This window comes from Pedobacter faecalis (assembly GCF_030182585.1).
Lineage (GTDB): Bacteria > Bacteroidota > Bacteroidia > Sphingobacteriales > Sphingobacteriaceae > Pedobacter > Pedobacter faecalis.
Genome location: NZ_JARXOW010000001.1, coordinates 595,944 through 610,593, shown reverse-complemented (window position 1 = coordinate 610,593; position 14,650 = coordinate 595,944). Strand labels below are relative to the sequence as shown.

Here is a 14,650-nt window from a genome sequence, read left to right as displayed (position 1 = left end):
AATGAAAAAGATATTAAAAAATTGTTTGATGTTGATGGTGCCTGTCTGCATCATGGCATCCTGCGCAAAGAATGAAGAGTTGTTGTTTAACCAGGCTGATCTGGTCTATGTAGAGTCATTTCCCGACAGTACAGACTATACTTTTGCAACGAGTCCGGCTAGTGTGGTGACCGATTCTATCTTCGTAAACTTTCGAATTATTGGCAAGGCAGCCGACAGGGACCGGACGATTAATCTGGTACCCACGCAGGCAAGTTCTGCAAAAGCAGGATACCATTATAGGGTTGGTAGTGCTATAGTCAAAGCCAATCAATTTACCGCAAGGGTTCCTATTTATGTTTACCGGAAACCAGGGCTAAAAGACAGTACGCTTACGGCAACGTTGCGTGTATCTGAAAACAGCGACTTTAAGCCCGGATATCCTAACAGACTTCGGTATAAGTTCACCCTGGCCGACATTCTTTCTAAACCCACTAATTGGGAGACAACATGGTCGGCCTATTTTGGAAGTTACTCTGAGGTAAAGTTCCGTTTCCTGATCACTGCTACCGGTAAGACGAACTGGAACGCAGGTCCTCTGCCTCAGGATTCCCGCTTCTTATCCCAAAAGGCAAGAAATGCCCTGCTTGAGTACAACCAGCAATACGGACCTCTGATAGATGAGTTCGGGCAGCAGGTATTTTTCCCATAATATAGTCTAAGCAGAAATACAATTAAAGCAAATACAATGAATGCAATATATAAGAACCTAGCGGTAATCGGTTTGGGAATAGTTTCCTTAACGAGCTGCTATAAAGATGACAGTAATCTGGATATAAAGCCGGTTAATCAGATAGGTTTGAGCGATCCAAAGTCAGCCACTCAAATGACAATTTTTCAGGGAGATAGCTTAAAGCTTAAACCCGCTCTAACTCAGAGCCTGGCAGAAAACATTTCCAATGTGGAATTTACCTGGCTTCTTTACAATAACAATGGGGCCGTAAGTTTGGCCGCCCCAAGAGAGGAGATTGCCACCGGACATGAATTGAAGATTGTCGTTAAGCCCGAGACTTTTACTTTAGGCGAACCTTTTATTATTAGATTACGTGCTACCGACAAACAAACCGGAGTAAGCTCTTACCTGAACTACAGCGTCCTGGTAGGTAATAAATACGCGACCGGATGGATGGTGCTTGAGGATAAGGCGGGCAAAGGCGATCTGTCTTTCATTTTCACAGATTATACTGCTGAGCACGGAATCTATAACGACCGTAATACATCTGCCATTACTGGTCCGCGGAAGCTTGAGATCACGACCTATCCCGTTACGGATGATATTTCTGCAACGGGTAAAAGAATGTACATTCTGGCCGATCAGGGTAGTCAGGAATATAATTACCTGACGATGGTTAAGAAGTTTGATTACAGCTTTCTGTTCTTTAGTGCGCCTTCTGTAATTAATCCGACTGTAATGACCTGGACAAGCCAGTATACCTACAGTGGGGTACGTTCTCCTTCGCTCGGGATAGCAATAAATAATGGAAAATTGCACAGCAACCTCGTAGGTGGTTTCCCCGGCGTTAAAAAGTGGGGCGACATCGCACTCAATCCACAGGGAAACAGGAATTATTCACTTGCTCCATTTGTGGTTGGGGGCGAGACTTTCCCGGCTATTGTTTACGATAATACTGATAAACGTTTTTACAGGATACAGGCGTACAACCCGACTCCGGTAGCAGGTACGCTTGAAGCGTTTCCTTCGGGAGCAAGCACGGGTGTGAGCAGTGTTTTTGATATGAACGATGTTGGCATGACCATGATTTTCCAGGATTCTGCTGATGTGGCGCACGACTATAATGCGATCATGAAAGACGCTAACAATCAGCCTTTCCTATTGCGGTACAAGACAAAAAACACTACTGCTTCCCCGATCATTACACTCGGTAAGACACAAATGAATGCACCCGGTATTCTGAACTTCAGTGCAGCAGCTGGTTCTACCCGCACGCCTCATATTTACTATGGCAACGGTAACGTTTTGTCGAGATACGAGACCAGCTCCAATACTGTAGTTGAAACTTATAGTTTTCCAACTGGTGAGAATATTACATGTGTTAAATATGCGAGAGACTATGTCGATCGCGCCGGAGCTAAACTTGCTGTAGCTACTTGGAATGGGACACAAGGTAAGGTATACTACTTCGCCATAAATACTGTGGGAGGTATCGGATCTTACACCAAAGTGGTTACGGATTTTGCTCGAATAGTGGATATGGCTTATAAGTATTAATCATGCATTTAATAAAATCATCCAAAAAGAATATGAGATCAAGAAAATTGTTAACCGTTGCTATATGTATGATGGCAGCGGTTACCGCAAATGCGCAACAAACTGCATCTTACAAAATTACCGGTCGGGTTGAGGGCTTGGGAAACGGCATGGCTTATTTAAATGCCAGCTACGGCGATAAGCAGATTAAGGACTCGGTTGCGGCGTCAAATGGCACATTCTCTTTTAAAGGGGAAGCTCCAGACGGGCTGATCTGCTACCTGCGGTTCGGGAAGAGTGGATTTCTCAGTATACCCGTTGGGCTGAAGGAAAACATCAGCATATCCGCAAATTTTAATGACATGACCTCAGCTAAAGTAACCGGTGCAAAGCATTACCGCGTTTGGACGGAATGGGCGTCTGCATGGAGAGCTGTAACGTCTCGTGCGGGTGTGTTGTATAAGCAGGCGGATAGTTTGGATAAGCTTTCAAAATCGACCGGTAAACCCGCCGACCGTTCTGTCGTCGATGCCGGATTTGAACAGTTAAACAAAAGATTGATCGATTCTGTGGAGGCTTTTGTAAAGAGATACCCGGCTTCGCCTGTGCTTCCCTATATTATCATCGACCGGTTCGTAAACTATCCCAACCCTGAAAAAGCGGCAAGCACTTATGCAGCGTTGGCGCCGCAGGCTAAGAACTCTTATTACGGACTTCAGTTGGGTGAATCAATCAAGATCAATGCTAAAACCGGTATTGGAGTTACCCCTCAATTCTCCGTGCCCGACAAAAACGGCAAAGCTGTGTCTTTGGCCGATTTTAAAGGGAAAGTTGTGCTCGTTGACTTCTGGGCAAGCTGGTGTGGTCCGTGTCGCAAAGAGAACCCGAATCTGGTCAAGGCATATGAGAAATATCATGATAAAGGCTTTGAGATCATCGGTATTTCACTGGATGACAAGAAAGACAGGTGGCTGGCCGCGATTGAAGCGGACAAGTTGAATTGGGTTCATGCCTCAGATCTAAAAGGATGGAAGAGCGACCTGGCCTTAGAATATGGAATAAAATCCATCCCGATGAGTTTCCTGGTAGATGCCAGCGGGAAAATTATCGCCAAGGACCTTAGGGGAGACGCATTGGAGAAAAAACTTGCTACACTTTTTAATTAGTTCAGCTATGAGATTATTTAGATTATTGGGCATTTTCGCGTTGCTTTTATGCAATCTGATCGCGTCATCTGCAGCGCCAGGATATACGATTAAAGGAAAGTTTACAGGTTTGGCGGATGGCACTGTGCTGGAACTTATTCCTTCCGGAACGCACGACGACGAGAAGCCTGTGGCTACGGCCGTTTTGAAGGGCGGGCAGTTCAGCTTCAGCGGCAGCATACCGGGGCCGAGGCTGTTTAGAATTTCGGTGAAAGGCCATTACGGGGGATGCCAGGTGATGGTCGACAACAGCAGCAACATCACTATTACGGCTACTGGGAGTACCGCAGAACGTTATAACAACAAGTTTCTTGATCTGCAGGATCTTAAGGTTTCCGGGAGCAAGCTCCATGAGGAATACCTGAAAAAGACTTCCTACCGGGAAAAGCTCAATCAGGATCATATGGATTATAACCGTCGCGGTGAGGCTATCATGAAGCAGGTTAGTGCGGCCAGACAGGCCAAAGATTCAGTAAAACTTGATTCTTTGTATAAGACTGCAGCTTATAAAAAGTTTGAAGCTGATGAGAAGGCTTTTTTTGATAAAGTTGAGGTGACTTTTGATTCTCTGATTACGGCCAACAAAGACAGCTGGTGGGGTGCGTTTCTGATGTTAAACGCTTACTCGTATTTCACGCCCGAACAGAAACCTGTTTTCAATAAATTGTCGCAGACAGCGCAGGAAAGCTACTATGGGCAGAAGATAAAAGATGAATTGTTTCCTAAAGGATTCTTAGGTGAGAAGGCTCCGCTGTTTGAAGCGATGACCAATGACAAGAAAGACGCTGATCTGAGTCAGTTGCTGAAAGGTAATAAATATACCTTGGTCGATTTCTGGGCGTCATGGTGCCAGCCCTGCCGCAAGTCAATCCCGGCATTGAAGTCTCTGTATGCCGATATGAACGCGAAGGGACTGCAAATTGTAAGTCTGTCTATTGACAAGAAGGAGGCCGACTGGCTGAAAGCTGAAAAAGAAGAACAGCTGGCCTGGCCAAGTTTTCTGGACAAGGGTGCAACCTCAGCAGCCTGGAAGATCAGAACGATTCCGGCAATGTTCCTTCTGGATGAAAAAGGTACCGTTGTAGCGGAAAATGTAACTATTGCACAAGTCAGGGAGTTAATGAAATAGTCGAGGTGCAATATCAAAAAAATGGGCGGTCATTTGACCGCCCATTTTTCATTAACGGCGATGCCTGCCATGATGTGGGTGACGCTTGCCATGATGTTTATGATGTTTCTTTGTATACTTCTTGTAGCTTTTCCAGCTTGGCTGTGATTTGTATTTAACCGTCCGGACGTAATGCGTAGCTACCGGACGCGTGTAAACGACAGGTCGGGTATATACCACTGGCCGTGTATAAACTGGTCGGTAGGCCACGGTTTCATAATAAACGGGACTCCATCTTGGCTGCGCACCAATGTTGATGTTGACACTGACCTGCGCGCTGGCGGTTGTTGTTGCGGCGACGGATGCAAATCCGAGAGCCACCAGTAAAATTAATCGTTTCATAGATTCATGGTTTTAGTATTTGTGTATCCTTATAACGCTTCAAATGGTTATGTTTGTATATTTAAATTTCAATTGATAAGTAACTGCTAGCCATAAATGAGTCAACCACCCGAAGTTTCTATATCTGAATACGAATTGGTTTCAGGCCTGGAAATACACGTACAGCTCAATACAAAGTCAAAGATATTTTCGTCAGACAGTGCTGCTTTCGGCGCTGAACCAAACGCCAATATTTCGCCTGTATCACTTGCTTTGCCAGGTGCGCTGCCAAAACTGAATAAGGAGGTTGTGGCTAAAGCCGTAAGAATGGGCCTTGCACTGAACTGCAGCATCAATGCGGTTAATTACTTCGACAGGAAAAACTATTTTTATGCAGATTTACCTAAAGGTTACCAGATCACACAGGATAACCAACCGATCTGCCAGAACGGGTTTCTAAACATAACCTTGGGTGACGGTACGGAGAAGCGGATCGGTATTAACCGGATACACCTGGAAGAGGATGCTGGTAAAAGTATGCATGACCAGCATGATGCTTATTCATTTGTAGATCTGAACCGCGCCGGCGTGCCGCTCATTGAAATCGTTACCGAGCCGGATATCCGTTCATCTGAAGAAGCCTCGGCTTTACTGACCGAACTGCGGAAACTGGTGCGCTTCCTTGATGTCAGCGATGGCAATATGGAGGAGGGAAGTCTGCGCTGTGACGCAAACATCTCTATACGCCCTGTTGGTACCCTGGAATACGGTACCCGCTGTGAGGTGAAAAACCTGAACTCCATAAGAAACCTGCGAAGAGCGATAGACTTTGAGTATGGACGCCAGACGGCCGTTGTCAGCGCAGGGGGAAAGATCGTCCAGAGTACGTTAAATTTTGATGCTGATAAGGGCACAACTGCTCCAATGAGGAGCAAGGAGGAAGCCAATGATTATCGCTATTTCCCTGATCCTGACCTGGCCCCGATACATATATCAGAAGAGTGGCTGGCGCAGATAATGTTTGACATGCCCGCCCTTCCTGCTTCAGTAAGCAAGCAGTTGGTACAGGAACATGGTGTTGCGGCGGCAGATGCGTTGCTGATTGCGGAAGACATTTATCTGCTCAAGTATTTTAACGATGCAATAACGCATGTAAATAACGTTAAGAGTTTAGCAAATTGGCTTGTAGGTGCAGTAAGAGCTCTATTGAACGAGCGGCAAATCGACATCGCTGCGTTTAAGATCACTCCGGAGCAACTGGCAGATCTTGTGAATATGGTAGACGAGAAACGGATCACCCAGCAGGTTGCCTTACAGCAATTGTTGCCCGCTCTTTATGGAAAACCCGAAGCCGATGCGGAGCAATTTGCAGCGCAGTTAAATCTGCTGATTTCGAACGATGTGGACGAACTGGCCGCTCATGTAAATCTGGTACTGGAGAAATATGAGGCACAGGTTCAGGCTTACAAAAAGGGTAAGAAGGGTGTGCTCGGACTGTTTGTAGGTGAGGTCATGAAACTCGCAAAGGGTAAGGCTGACCCGCAAAAAGTAAATCAATTGCTACAGGAAAAATTAAACTAATCCCAATAATATCTTCATCCAATGAAAAGATTATCATATATCATTATGCTTTGCTCGGCTTTTATGGCCTGCAAAAACAAAGACAGCTTTACGATCAGCGGCACTTTTAAGAATGTAGACCTTAAAGGAAAAGTTTATTTATACGGCCTTCGGCAAAATAGCAACACGCCGGTCGACTCTACGGTACTTTCCGAGAAAGGTGAATTTAAATTTGAACATGAATCGCCGGAGGCTGATTTTTTTAGGGTGGCTGCCGGAGATAATGAATATCTGCTGATCGCAAAAAATGGCGATGATATTGAAATAGAAGCCGACCTCGCGGATCCCTCACTAACTTATAATGTTTCCGGCGCACGCGAAGCCGAGAAACTTCATGAGCTGAATAAAACGAAGAATGAGTACGTCATTAAAATAAACCGCATCCAGCAGCAGTTCGACAAGAACGTAGAGGCTCAGCCCGATAAGCGCGACATGATCATGGAGCAAATGCGCCCTGCTTATATGGCAGAAGTTGAGGCAATGAATAAGGCCGTTTTAAAATTTGCTCAGGAGAATTCTGAATCACTCGCCGGCTTCTTCGCTATTAATATGTTAAATCCGGCCGAGTATGAACGCGAAATGGTTGCCTATGCCGATGACATCAAGGATCGTTTTAAGGGGAACCAGGTGGTGAGCGACTTTGTATCGAAGATGGCAGGCTTGAAAAAGGTGCAGGTGGGGCAACAGGCGCCAGACTTCACGCTTCCCGCGCTCAAAGGCGGCCAACAAATTAAACTTTCCGATTTCAAGGGTAAATACTTGCTTATAGATTTTTGGGCTTCCTGGTGTATGCCTTGCCGCGAGGAAAACCCTAACGTGGTGAAGGCCTATAACAAGTATAAAGACAAGAATTTTACGATTCTGGGCATTTCGCTCGACAAAGACGCGATCGCATGGAAGAAAGCTATCGAAGATGATGGCCTTACCTGGACTCATGGAGGGGAATTGAAAGATTTCGAGGGTCCTGTAGTGCGCATGTATCAGATCAACTCCATCCCAAGCTCTTTCCTGTTGGATCCAAATGGGAAAATCATTGCCAAGAATCTGAAAGGTGCTGAATTGGAAGCCTTTTTAAGCAAGACATTATAAAAAGCTTGTTAACGGTAGTTTATGCTTTAACAATTTGTTAACACACACTTAACCTAATATTATAACCGAATACCTATTTTCGTAACAAATATTTAAAGTTATGAGTGTTGTGAAGCAAAAGATATTGATCGTTGATGATGAACCGGATATTCTGGAGCTGATAGAGTACAACCTGAAAAAGGAAGGTTATCAGGTGTTCACGGCCGGTAACGGGCAGGAAGGGATTACCGTAGCCAAGAAGGTTAACCCGGACCTGATCATCCTAGATATCATGATGCCTAAGATGGATGGCATTGAGGCCTGCAGACTTATGCGCGCTATACCGGAGTTCAAAAACACTTTTATGGTGTTTCTTACAGCAAGGAGCGAAGAGTATTCTGAAATTGCTGGCTTTAATGTGGGGGCAGACGACTACATCGCCAAACCCATCAAACCACGGGCGCTGGTAAGCCGGATTAACGCCATTTTGCGGAGAAATGCCGGCACAGAGGAACTTTCTGAAAACAAAGTGGAGATAGGCGATCTTGTTATAGACCGGGAGGCATATCTGGTGTACCAGAACGGGCAGAAGGTGGTGCTGGCAAAAAAAGAATTCGAACTTCTTTACCTGCTGGCTTCAAAACCCGGAAAAGTTTATACCAGGGAATCGATATTGAAGAATATCTGGGAAGATTCCGTAGTGGTAACTAATCGTACCATCGACGTTCATATTCGTAAACTCAGGGAAAAGCTCGGCGAATCGTACGTTTCTACCGTAAAAGGCGTAGGCTACAAATTCGAGTTGGCTTAAGTTTCGGTTTCCCGCTATTTTAGCTAATTTTGCGGCAAACGAAAAGCCATTGAAATACCCTTCTTTTAAAGATTTGATCCTGTTTGAGAACGATGATTACATTGTTGTCAATAAACCCCCCTTTGTAGCATCGCTCGACGAGCGAGGCGGCTCAGGCGATGTTAACATACTTCGGCTAGCAAAGCAATATGTGCCTGACGCACAAGTAGCGCATCGTTTAGATAAAGAGACCTCTGGCGCATTAGTGATCGCTAAAACCCCGGAAGCTTATCGTCATGTATCCATCCAATTCGAAAAGCGGAAGGTCAGTAAAGTATATCACGCTGTTGTTGGCGGACAATATAGTTTTAAGGATCTACTGGTGGACTTGCCTATTCTTAACGACGGCAATAAAAACGTGACCATCGACAGGAGGGAAGGAAAGCGTGCAGAAACCTGGTTTAACACCATTAAAAACTACCGGCACTACACACTGGTAGAATGCAAACCGGTTACCGGCCGTATGCACCAGATTCGTATTCACCTGGCAACACAGCGGGCGGCGATTGTGGGCGATCACATGTATAAGGGAACGCCTGTGTTTCTGTCTTCTATCAAAAAAGGATACCGCCTATCTAAGGAGGAAGAGGAGCAGCCCATTATGAAGCGCTTCGCACTACATGCAAGGTATTTAACATTCAAAGGTTTAGATGAAAAGGATATCACTATAGATGCGCCATATCCTAAAGATTTTGCAACGCTGGTTAAACTGCTCGATAAGTTCGATATTTAACCAGCGTGGTTAATTTATTCTGCGGTTCGCTTTAAACCAAATTTCTCAATCTTGCTGTACAGGTGACTGCGCTGAATGTCAATATCGTCAGCGGTTTTAGATACATTCCAGTTGTTTTTTTCCAGCTTGAATTTGATAAACTCCCTTTCCGCGTGGTCTTTATAATCCTGGAAATTGCTAAACTTGTCATAATCAACGGCGTGTCCGTTGCTGCTGCCATTTGCGCCAGCATGAACGTGACCGTTATGGACAGCGCCAATATTCGTTCCCCCGCCGGGATTGGCGAAGGCTATAACATCATGCTCGGTGATCGTTTTATCACTAAGAATAATCAAACGCTCTATCATGTTATGCAACTCGCGGACGTTTCCTGTCCAGGGAAGACGCTGCAGTGCCGCCATAGCACTCTCGTTGATCTTCTTAACAGGCATACCATAATCCCTGCAGATATCTTCAAGGAAACTCTGGGCAATTTCAGGAATGTCTTCCACACGCTCATTCAGCGGTGGCACATGTATGTTAATAACGTTTAAACGATGATATAAGTCCATCCGGAAATTGCCGTCTTCAATTTCTTTTAACAGATCCTTATTTGTCGCAGCCAGCACCCTTACATTTACATCCAGCTCTTTTTCGCCACCTACACGGGTAATTTTATGCTCCTGCAGGGCACGTAAAACTTTGGCCTGGGCAGATAAACTCATATCGCCGATTTCATCGAGAAAAAGCGTACCACCATTCGCCAGTTCAAACTTCCCAATGCGCTGTTTTACTGCAGAGGTAAAAGATCCTTTCTCATGGCCAAACAACTCACTTTCGATAAGTTCGGAAGGAATAGCAGCACAGTTAACCTCTATAAGCGGATAATCAGCACGGTTCGATTTCTCATGCAGCCAACGGGCAACAAGTTCTTTACCGCTTCCGTTTGCCCCGGTAATCAGTACCCGCGCATCGGTAGGGGCTACGCGATCTATGGTATCTTTGATCCGCGCTATGTTCTCGGAGTTTCCGAGTATGTCCCGGGTTTTACTTACTTTACGCTTCAGGACCTTCGTTTCCGATACCAAAGTACCTCTGTCCAGCGCATTCCTTACCGTAATCAGTAACCTGTTAAGATCAGGTGGTTTAGAGATAAAATCAAACGCCCCTTTCTTGCTCGCCTCAATAGCGGTTTCCACCGTACCGTGACCGGAGATCATGATGAATGGAAGGTCAGGGCTATATGCAAGTGCCTGTTCCAGCACCTCCATACCATCCATTTTATTCATTTTGATGTCGCAAAGCACAAGGTCAAACTTCTTCTTTTTGATGAGTTCCAGACCTTCAATTCCGTTATCAATGTCCTCAACCTCATAGTTTTCGTATTCCAGAATCTCCCTCAGCGTACTTCTAATCGCCCGCTCGTCATCAATAATTAACAATCTCGCCATATATGTGTGCTAATGCTTTTTACCGGTGCTAATATATTATTTTCATCGGAATTTTTGTTTTTTTTAAAAAATGCAAGCCTGTAAGCCGGGTTCTGTAGTTCATCCTTTTCAGAGATAAACTTTCTGCCATTTATCCAGGATAAATGTTGCCATTTACCTCAAACGACCTACCCACTAACATCGGACGGGCAGCCCTACTGCGTTAGCCTATTTGGTCTTTCAACTCCCGGGGTTTACCGTAACCTTTGGTCGCCCAAAAGCACCGTGAGCCCTTACCTCACGTTTTCAACCTTACCTGTGCCTTACGGCCATCGGCGGTGTATTTTCTGCGGCACTTTCCATAATTCAGGTCTTCATTCCCAAACCTCTTCCCGTTAGGAAGCGGGATGCCCTTTGTTGCCCGGACTTTCCTCTTTTCCGTTACCGGAACAGCGACAGAACGGCTTGCATCGCGGCAAAGATAAGAAGTAATTTATCACATATCTGCCCGAAGCCATTATATTTGACTAAAAGAACATCATCATGGACGACAGCCCCAAACGTTTCGACAGAATAGTGGCCATTCTGATCCAGTTACAGTCGAAAAAGATTGTGCGGGCTCAGGACCTGGCCGATCGCTTCGAAGTAAGCCTCAGAACCATTTACCGGGATATCAGGACATTGGAGGCTTCGGGTGTGCCCATATACAGCGAGGCAGGAATCGGCTATTCGCTGCTTGAAGGCTATCGCCTGCCGCCCGTGATGTTTACCCGTGAGGAGGCCGGTAGCTTTATTGCAGCCGAAAAACTCATGCAAAAATTTACGGATAAAGAACTTGGGAAGCACTATGCGTCTGCTGCGTTTAAATTGAAAGCCGTATTAAGGAGCACAGATAAAGAGTGGATCTCCAATATTGAATCCAACGTGCTGATGCAGCCCGCCGAAAAGCTTTTCCATGAGCAGGCGCCAAACTCGCTCTCAATATTGTTTAAAGCCATCGCCGAAAAAACACAGGTATACCTTCTTTATATGCCGGCTGAAGCAGCGGAGCCCATGGAAAGAGTTGTTGAACCGGTCGGCATTTTTCATGAAAATAACAATTGGTACACTTTCGCGTATTGTCATCTCCGGAATGATTACCGGCAGTTCAGGGCCGACCGCATACATTCCATTCGCGTTACCGATAGGCCGTTTACCTTGCAGCATCAACCCTTAGAGGTTTACCTGCAAAACGATAAAGAAAAGATCCCGACAACCCGTGTCAGGATCCTGGTAGATAAAAAGATCGCCAAACATCTGGAACACGAGAAAAAATACCATGGTTTTGTGTCGGAAAAGTTGACAGGCGATCAGATTGAAATGACCTTTTTGACACATCACATAGAAAATGGATTTTCACGCTGGTTTATGATGTTCGGCGATTGTGCTAAAATACTGGAACCGGAAAGTTTAAAGGACAGCGTTTTGGAACTGATGGAAAAAATATATGCCAAAATAAATCCGCTGGCCTCCATAAATAACTATCTTTCCCAAAAGTAGGGGGGCTCTATGCCCAGTGCCCGCAAATAAACATAGCCCTGACCGCGGTGATGAATCTCGTTATCGATGAAATACAAGATGTTCTGAATAATCGGAAATTCATACTGACCGAACAGATTGAAGGTTTCGTTAAAGTCTTCAGGCTTTAATTGCGCCCAGTATTTATTGATTTCTTCAGTTGCCTCATCCCATTTGTCGAGAAACTGGGCTTTTGTGGTCAGTTGTTCCGTATGTTCCTGATATGGCTCAACCTGACGGTTTACAATTCCTTTCATCGCCGGGGCGCCAATAGCCAATAACTCAGAAGCAAGCTGAGAGAAGGTTCTCATCCCTCCAACGGAAAATGTGAAAAAATCCTTTTCTGGAAATGCTTCAATCACCCGGCGGGTAAGGCCTCTGTGTCCTTGCCAATGTCTCAAGAGATCTGATGAACTGATAATCTGTGCCTGTGTGCTGTTTGCTTCTACTGTGTTGTTCATAATGTTATGTTTTTAAGTTCTACACAGCAAAGAAAAAAAGGGCGGGTGACAACAGTTTGTCAGCAGGATTCAGGAATTTTCATTATTTTCATTAATAATTTCCAGCAGGCGGTTTAGGCGGTATCTGACTGCGTCTCGCTGACGCTCGGTCCCCAAATGTCTCAACAAATTAAGTTGTGCATCAAGGAAGAAGCGCACATCAGGCACATAGCTTCCGGGAAACAACTCTACTTCCTTTGGCAAATCTATTCCGTGGAAAGCCGCCTCATATTCATCTGCGTTCATGCTTCAAAATTAAAAAAAGGATCATTATATCCCGATGAATGATTTAACTATTGCCAGGGGTACCGCAAGCGAAGCAGTCCTGCTGAACCGCGCGATATTGATGCCCTGCAAGTTACCTTCGCGATCCAGGACCGGACCTCCGCATTCCTCAGGTCTTAGCGCAGCATCATGTATAAAAACCCCTTTGAACCCGTCGGGCCTGCGACTTTTTCCACCAGCAAAGTGCTCGGCCGGATGATCGCTCATAGCCGGCGTCGAGGTGAGACCTACCTTTACATGAAAAGGTACACCTTCGCGCATCCCATCTATGCTGATGGTATCACCGGCATTGTATTTCATAAGTTCAGCCCCATAATGCGGAGGCAAGCTGACTATAACGCCGTTTATTTGCGTGATATGGTCTTTCAGCTTCAGCACTTTAGCTGCCGGACTGGACGGCCCGAAACGGGTAATGGTGATTTTCTCTTCTATGAAAGTTGCGCCTGCGCCGAAATAGCCAACGCTGTACTTTCGGGGTAAATAAATACCGGAAGCGCTTATCACACTCACTTTGGCAGGTGCCGAAGGAATCGGGCTCAGGAGAAAGCGACCTGTATCTTCCGTACTTAAGGAGTCCGTTTCTTTCCGGCTATCCAGCTTAAATGCTGCTTTCATCTTAGACTTCGCCTGCAACAAAACCAGATCATTAAAATGATCTCTCTTCAAAACCCTCAATCCTTGGTCGCCCTTGCCATTCCCCATCAACTCGGGCGCATCACCCACTTCGGAACTTTTGCTCACGATAACAGTCTTCCCTTTATAATTGAAGACCGTGCCCAAAACGTATCTTTCGGAACCATTAACAGCACTTCTAATACGTATAACACGCTCGCCGGCACGCCTGTCAACGTGTTGTAATTCAGTTGGAAGCGTTTCAAGATATGGCAATATCAGAATGTTTCCCTGTTCCGGGTCTTTGCCCACTTCATCCTGCTGAGCCGGAAACTGCTTGTAGCTTTCGCGCTTCAGCAGGGCCGACCAATACTGCCTGTATTTGTCTACCGGCACCTCAAAGTTCACATCTTCAGACATGGCTATCCTGCTGTGGAGCGCAATTACCCGCCCCATGTAGTCAAACAGACCCCCACCCGAATCACCCGGTTCCATCTTGCAGGTAGATACCACGAAACCCCATTCGTCTGCCGGATTGGTAATGCGGCCAAACCTGACTGTAGGCGTTAACAAGTTTAGGGTTTCCGGATAGGATATGCTGATGCAGGGTTCGTTGCGCTTCAAACTGTACGACCAGCCCATCTCGGCATACGGCCAGTCTCCCGGCTCCAGCAATTTCATTAAACCCATATCTGGAAGTCCCTGACGTTCCTGATCTGTAATCTCACCAAGGGCTACAGCTATTGTTTCCCTGCCGTCAGCAAAACGGATCTTATAGGTGTTGCCGGGAACTATTGCATGTGCCACCGTCAGGATATAACCATCTTTCACCGATACAGCACTGAACTGCGAGCTGTTCTGTTGCTTTTTAACGGTATCGAAACCATAGCAGCGCACGCTCGCTGCATATGCTTTTTTTATCGCGGTTGTTGTTATGTCTTCAAGCTTTTTCAGGTCTGCCGACTGGGCAAACGCAACGTTTAACACCAGTGAAAGAAGTGCCAGCGCACAAAAATATTTTCTCATCATTGCAAAAGTAACATATTCGGTAGTCCGCCGGCGAATAACAAATTA

General features: G+C 45.7%; 14 protein-coding genes and 1 other RNA gene. 9 read left to right on the top strand and 6 right to left on the bottom strand.

Translation table 11 applies throughout. The features are described from left to right. The first annotated feature begins 1 nt into the window (after position 1). The 4 genes from QEP07_RS02690 to QEP07_RS02675 are packed head-to-tail and all read left to right on the top strand — an operon-like array spanning position 2 to position 4,582. The gene (locus QEP07_RS02690; protein WP_285008412.1) at positions 2-691 is read left to right on the top strand and encodes a DUF4843 domain-containing protein; all 690 of its coding nucleotides are present in this window, start codon (positions 2-4) and stop codon (positions 689-691) included. A 36-nt stretch (positions 692-727) separates the two neighbouring features. Beyond that, positions 728-2,269, top strand: coding sequence for a PKD-like family lipoprotein (locus tag QEP07_RS02685; protein ID WP_285008411.1), 1,542 nt, complete (start codon positions 728-730; stop codon positions 2,267-2,269). A 32-nt stretch (positions 2,270-2,301) separates the two neighbouring features. Continuing rightward, positions 2,302-3,414: a TlpA disulfide reductase family protein gene (locus QEP07_RS02680; protein ID WP_285008410.1), complete on the top strand. Its 1,113-nt coding sequence runs from the start codon at positions 2,302-2,304 to the stop codon at positions 3,412-3,414. Positions 3,415-3,421: 7 nt separating this feature from the next. Further along, positions 3,422-4,582: a TlpA disulfide reductase family protein gene (locus QEP07_RS02675; protein ID WP_285008409.1), complete on the top strand. Its 1,161-nt coding sequence runs from the start codon at positions 3,422-3,424 to the stop codon at positions 4,580-4,582. Positions 4,583-4,633: 51 nt separating this feature from the next. Here QEP07_RS02675 and QEP07_RS02670 read toward each other — a convergent pair whose 3' ends face one another. Continuing rightward, complete coding sequence (locus tag QEP07_RS02670) at positions 4,634-4,963, bottom strand: hypothetical protein (protein WP_256005752.1); 330 nt, start codon at positions 4,961-4,963, stop codon at positions 4,634-4,636. Between the two features lie 96 nt (positions 4,964-5,059). On the opposite strand from QEP07_RS02670, the gene gatB reads away from it, so the two are divergent. From gatB to QEP07_RS02650, 4 genes are all read left to right on the top strand, one after another. Continuing rightward, positions 5,060-6,523, top strand: a complete 1,464-nt coding sequence (gene gatB, locus QEP07_RS02665; protein ID WP_285008408.1) for an Asp-tRNA(Asn)/Glu-tRNA(Gln) amidotransferase subunit GatB — start codon at positions 5,060-5,062, stop codon at positions 6,521-6,523. A gap of 21 nt (positions 6,524-6,544) precedes the next feature. After that, positions 6,545-7,651, top strand: a complete 1,107-nt coding sequence (locus tag QEP07_RS02660) for a redoxin domain-containing protein (protein WP_285008407.1) — start codon at positions 6,545-6,547, stop codon at positions 7,649-7,651. A 100-nt stretch (positions 7,652-7,751) separates the two neighbouring features. Beyond that, positions 7,752-8,441: a response regulator transcription factor gene (locus QEP07_RS02655; RefSeq protein WP_256005758.1), complete on the top strand. Its 690-nt coding sequence runs from the start codon at positions 7,752-7,754 to the stop codon at positions 8,439-8,441. 49 nt (positions 8,442-8,490) lie between these two features. Next, positions 8,491-9,213 (top strand): RluA family pseudouridine synthase, encoded by a 723-nt coding sequence (locus QEP07_RS02650; RefSeq protein ID WP_285008406.1) that lies wholly within the window; start codon positions 8,491-8,493, stop codon positions 9,211-9,213. Between the two features lie 14 nt (positions 9,214-9,227). Here the strand turns inward: QEP07_RS02650 and QEP07_RS02645 are convergent, their stop codons facing one another. Together QEP07_RS02645 and rnpB are read right to left on the bottom strand one after the other, a co-directional pair. Continuing rightward, complete coding sequence (locus QEP07_RS02645) at positions 9,228-10,643, bottom strand: sigma-54-dependent transcriptional regulator (RefSeq protein ID WP_256005762.1); 1,416 nt, start codon at positions 10,641-10,643, stop codon at positions 9,228-9,230. Positions 10,644-10,708: 65 nt separating this feature from the next. Next, positions 10,709-11,094, bottom strand: an RNA gene (rnpB, locus tag QEP07_RS02640) — RNase P RNA component class A. A gap of 71 nt (positions 11,095-11,165) precedes the next feature. Between rnpB and QEP07_RS02635 the strand changes: the two genes are divergently transcribed. Beyond that, positions 11,166-12,161 carry a helix-turn-helix transcriptional regulator gene (locus QEP07_RS02635; RefSeq protein ID WP_285008405.1) on the top strand — a complete coding sequence of 332 codons (996 nt, stop codon included), beginning with the start codon at positions 11,166-11,168 and terminating at the stop codon, positions 12,159-12,161. Here QEP07_RS02635 and QEP07_RS02630 read toward each other — a convergent pair. The 3 genes from QEP07_RS02630 to QEP07_RS02620 form a co-directional block, all read right to left on the bottom strand. Further along, on the bottom strand, positions 12,143-12,640 hold the full coding sequence (locus QEP07_RS02630; RefSeq protein WP_285008404.1) for a DinB family protein: 498 nt from the start codon (positions 12,638-12,640) through the stop codon (positions 12,143-12,145). The two genes, QEP07_RS02635 and QEP07_RS02630, sit on opposite strands and share 19 nt — an antisense overlap. Before the next feature lie 69 nt (positions 12,641-12,709). Then, positions 12,710-12,925, bottom strand: a complete 216-nt coding sequence (locus QEP07_RS02625; RefSeq protein ID WP_285008403.1) for a DUF6965 family protein — start codon at positions 12,923-12,925, stop codon at positions 12,710-12,712. A 24-nt stretch (positions 12,926-12,949) separates the two neighbouring features. Beyond that, positions 12,950-14,605 (bottom strand): S1 family peptidase, encoded by a 1,656-nt coding sequence (locus QEP07_RS02620; RefSeq protein WP_285008402.1) that lies wholly within the window; start codon positions 14,603-14,605, stop codon positions 12,950-12,952. Positions 14,606-14,650: the final 45 nt, after the last annotated feature.

Excerpts from the sequence above, each read along its gene's own strand:
- QEP07_RS02680 (WP_285008410.1), top strand. The coding sequence starts at position 2,302 with ATGAGATCAAGAAAATTGTTAACCGTTGCTATATGTATGATGGCAGCG.
- QEP07_RS02670 (WP_256005752.1), bottom strand. The coding sequence starts at position 4,963 with ATGAAACGATTAATTTTACTGGTGGCTCTCGGATTTGCATCCGTCGCC.
- QEP07_RS02655 (WP_256005758.1), top strand. The coding sequence starts at position 7,752 with ATGAGTGTTGTGAAGCAAAAGATATTGATCGTTGATGATGAACCGGAT.
- QEP07_RS02635 (WP_285008405.1), top strand. The coding sequence starts at position 11,166 with ATGGACGACAGCCCCAAACGTTTCGACAGAATAGTGGCCATTCTGATC.
- QEP07_RS02620 (WP_285008402.1), bottom strand. The coding sequence starts at position 14,605 with ATGATGAGAAAATATTTTTGTGCGCTGGCACTTCTTTCACTGGTGTTA.
- gatB (WP_285008408.1), top strand. The coding sequence starts at position 5,060 with ATGAGTCAACCACCCGAAGTTTCTATATCTGAATACGAATTGGTTTCA.
- QEP07_RS02645 (WP_256005762.1), bottom strand. The coding sequence starts at position 10,643 with ATGGCGAGATTGTTAATTATTGATGACGAGCGGGCGATTAGAAGTACG.
- QEP07_RS02690 (WP_285008412.1), top strand. The coding sequence starts at position 2 with ATGAAAAAGATATTAAAAAATTGTTTGATGTTGATGGTGCCTGTCTGC.
- QEP07_RS02675 (WP_285008409.1), top strand. The coding sequence starts at position 3,422 with ATGAGATTATTTAGATTATTGGGCATTTTCGCGTTGCTTTTATGCAAT.
- QEP07_RS02660 (WP_285008407.1), top strand. The coding sequence starts at position 6,545 with ATGAAAAGATTATCATATATCATTATGCTTTGCTCGGCTTTTATGGCC.
- QEP07_RS02685 (WP_285008411.1), top strand. The coding sequence starts at position 728 with ATGAATGCAATATATAAGAACCTAGCGGTAATCGGTTTGGGAATAGTT.
- QEP07_RS02630 (WP_285008404.1), bottom strand. The coding sequence starts at position 12,640 with ATGAACAACACAGTAGAAGCAAACAGCACACAGGCACAGATTATCAGT.
- QEP07_RS02625 (WP_285008403.1), bottom strand. The coding sequence starts at position 12,925 with ATGAACGCAGATGAATATGAGGCGGCTTTCCACGGAATAGATTTGCCA.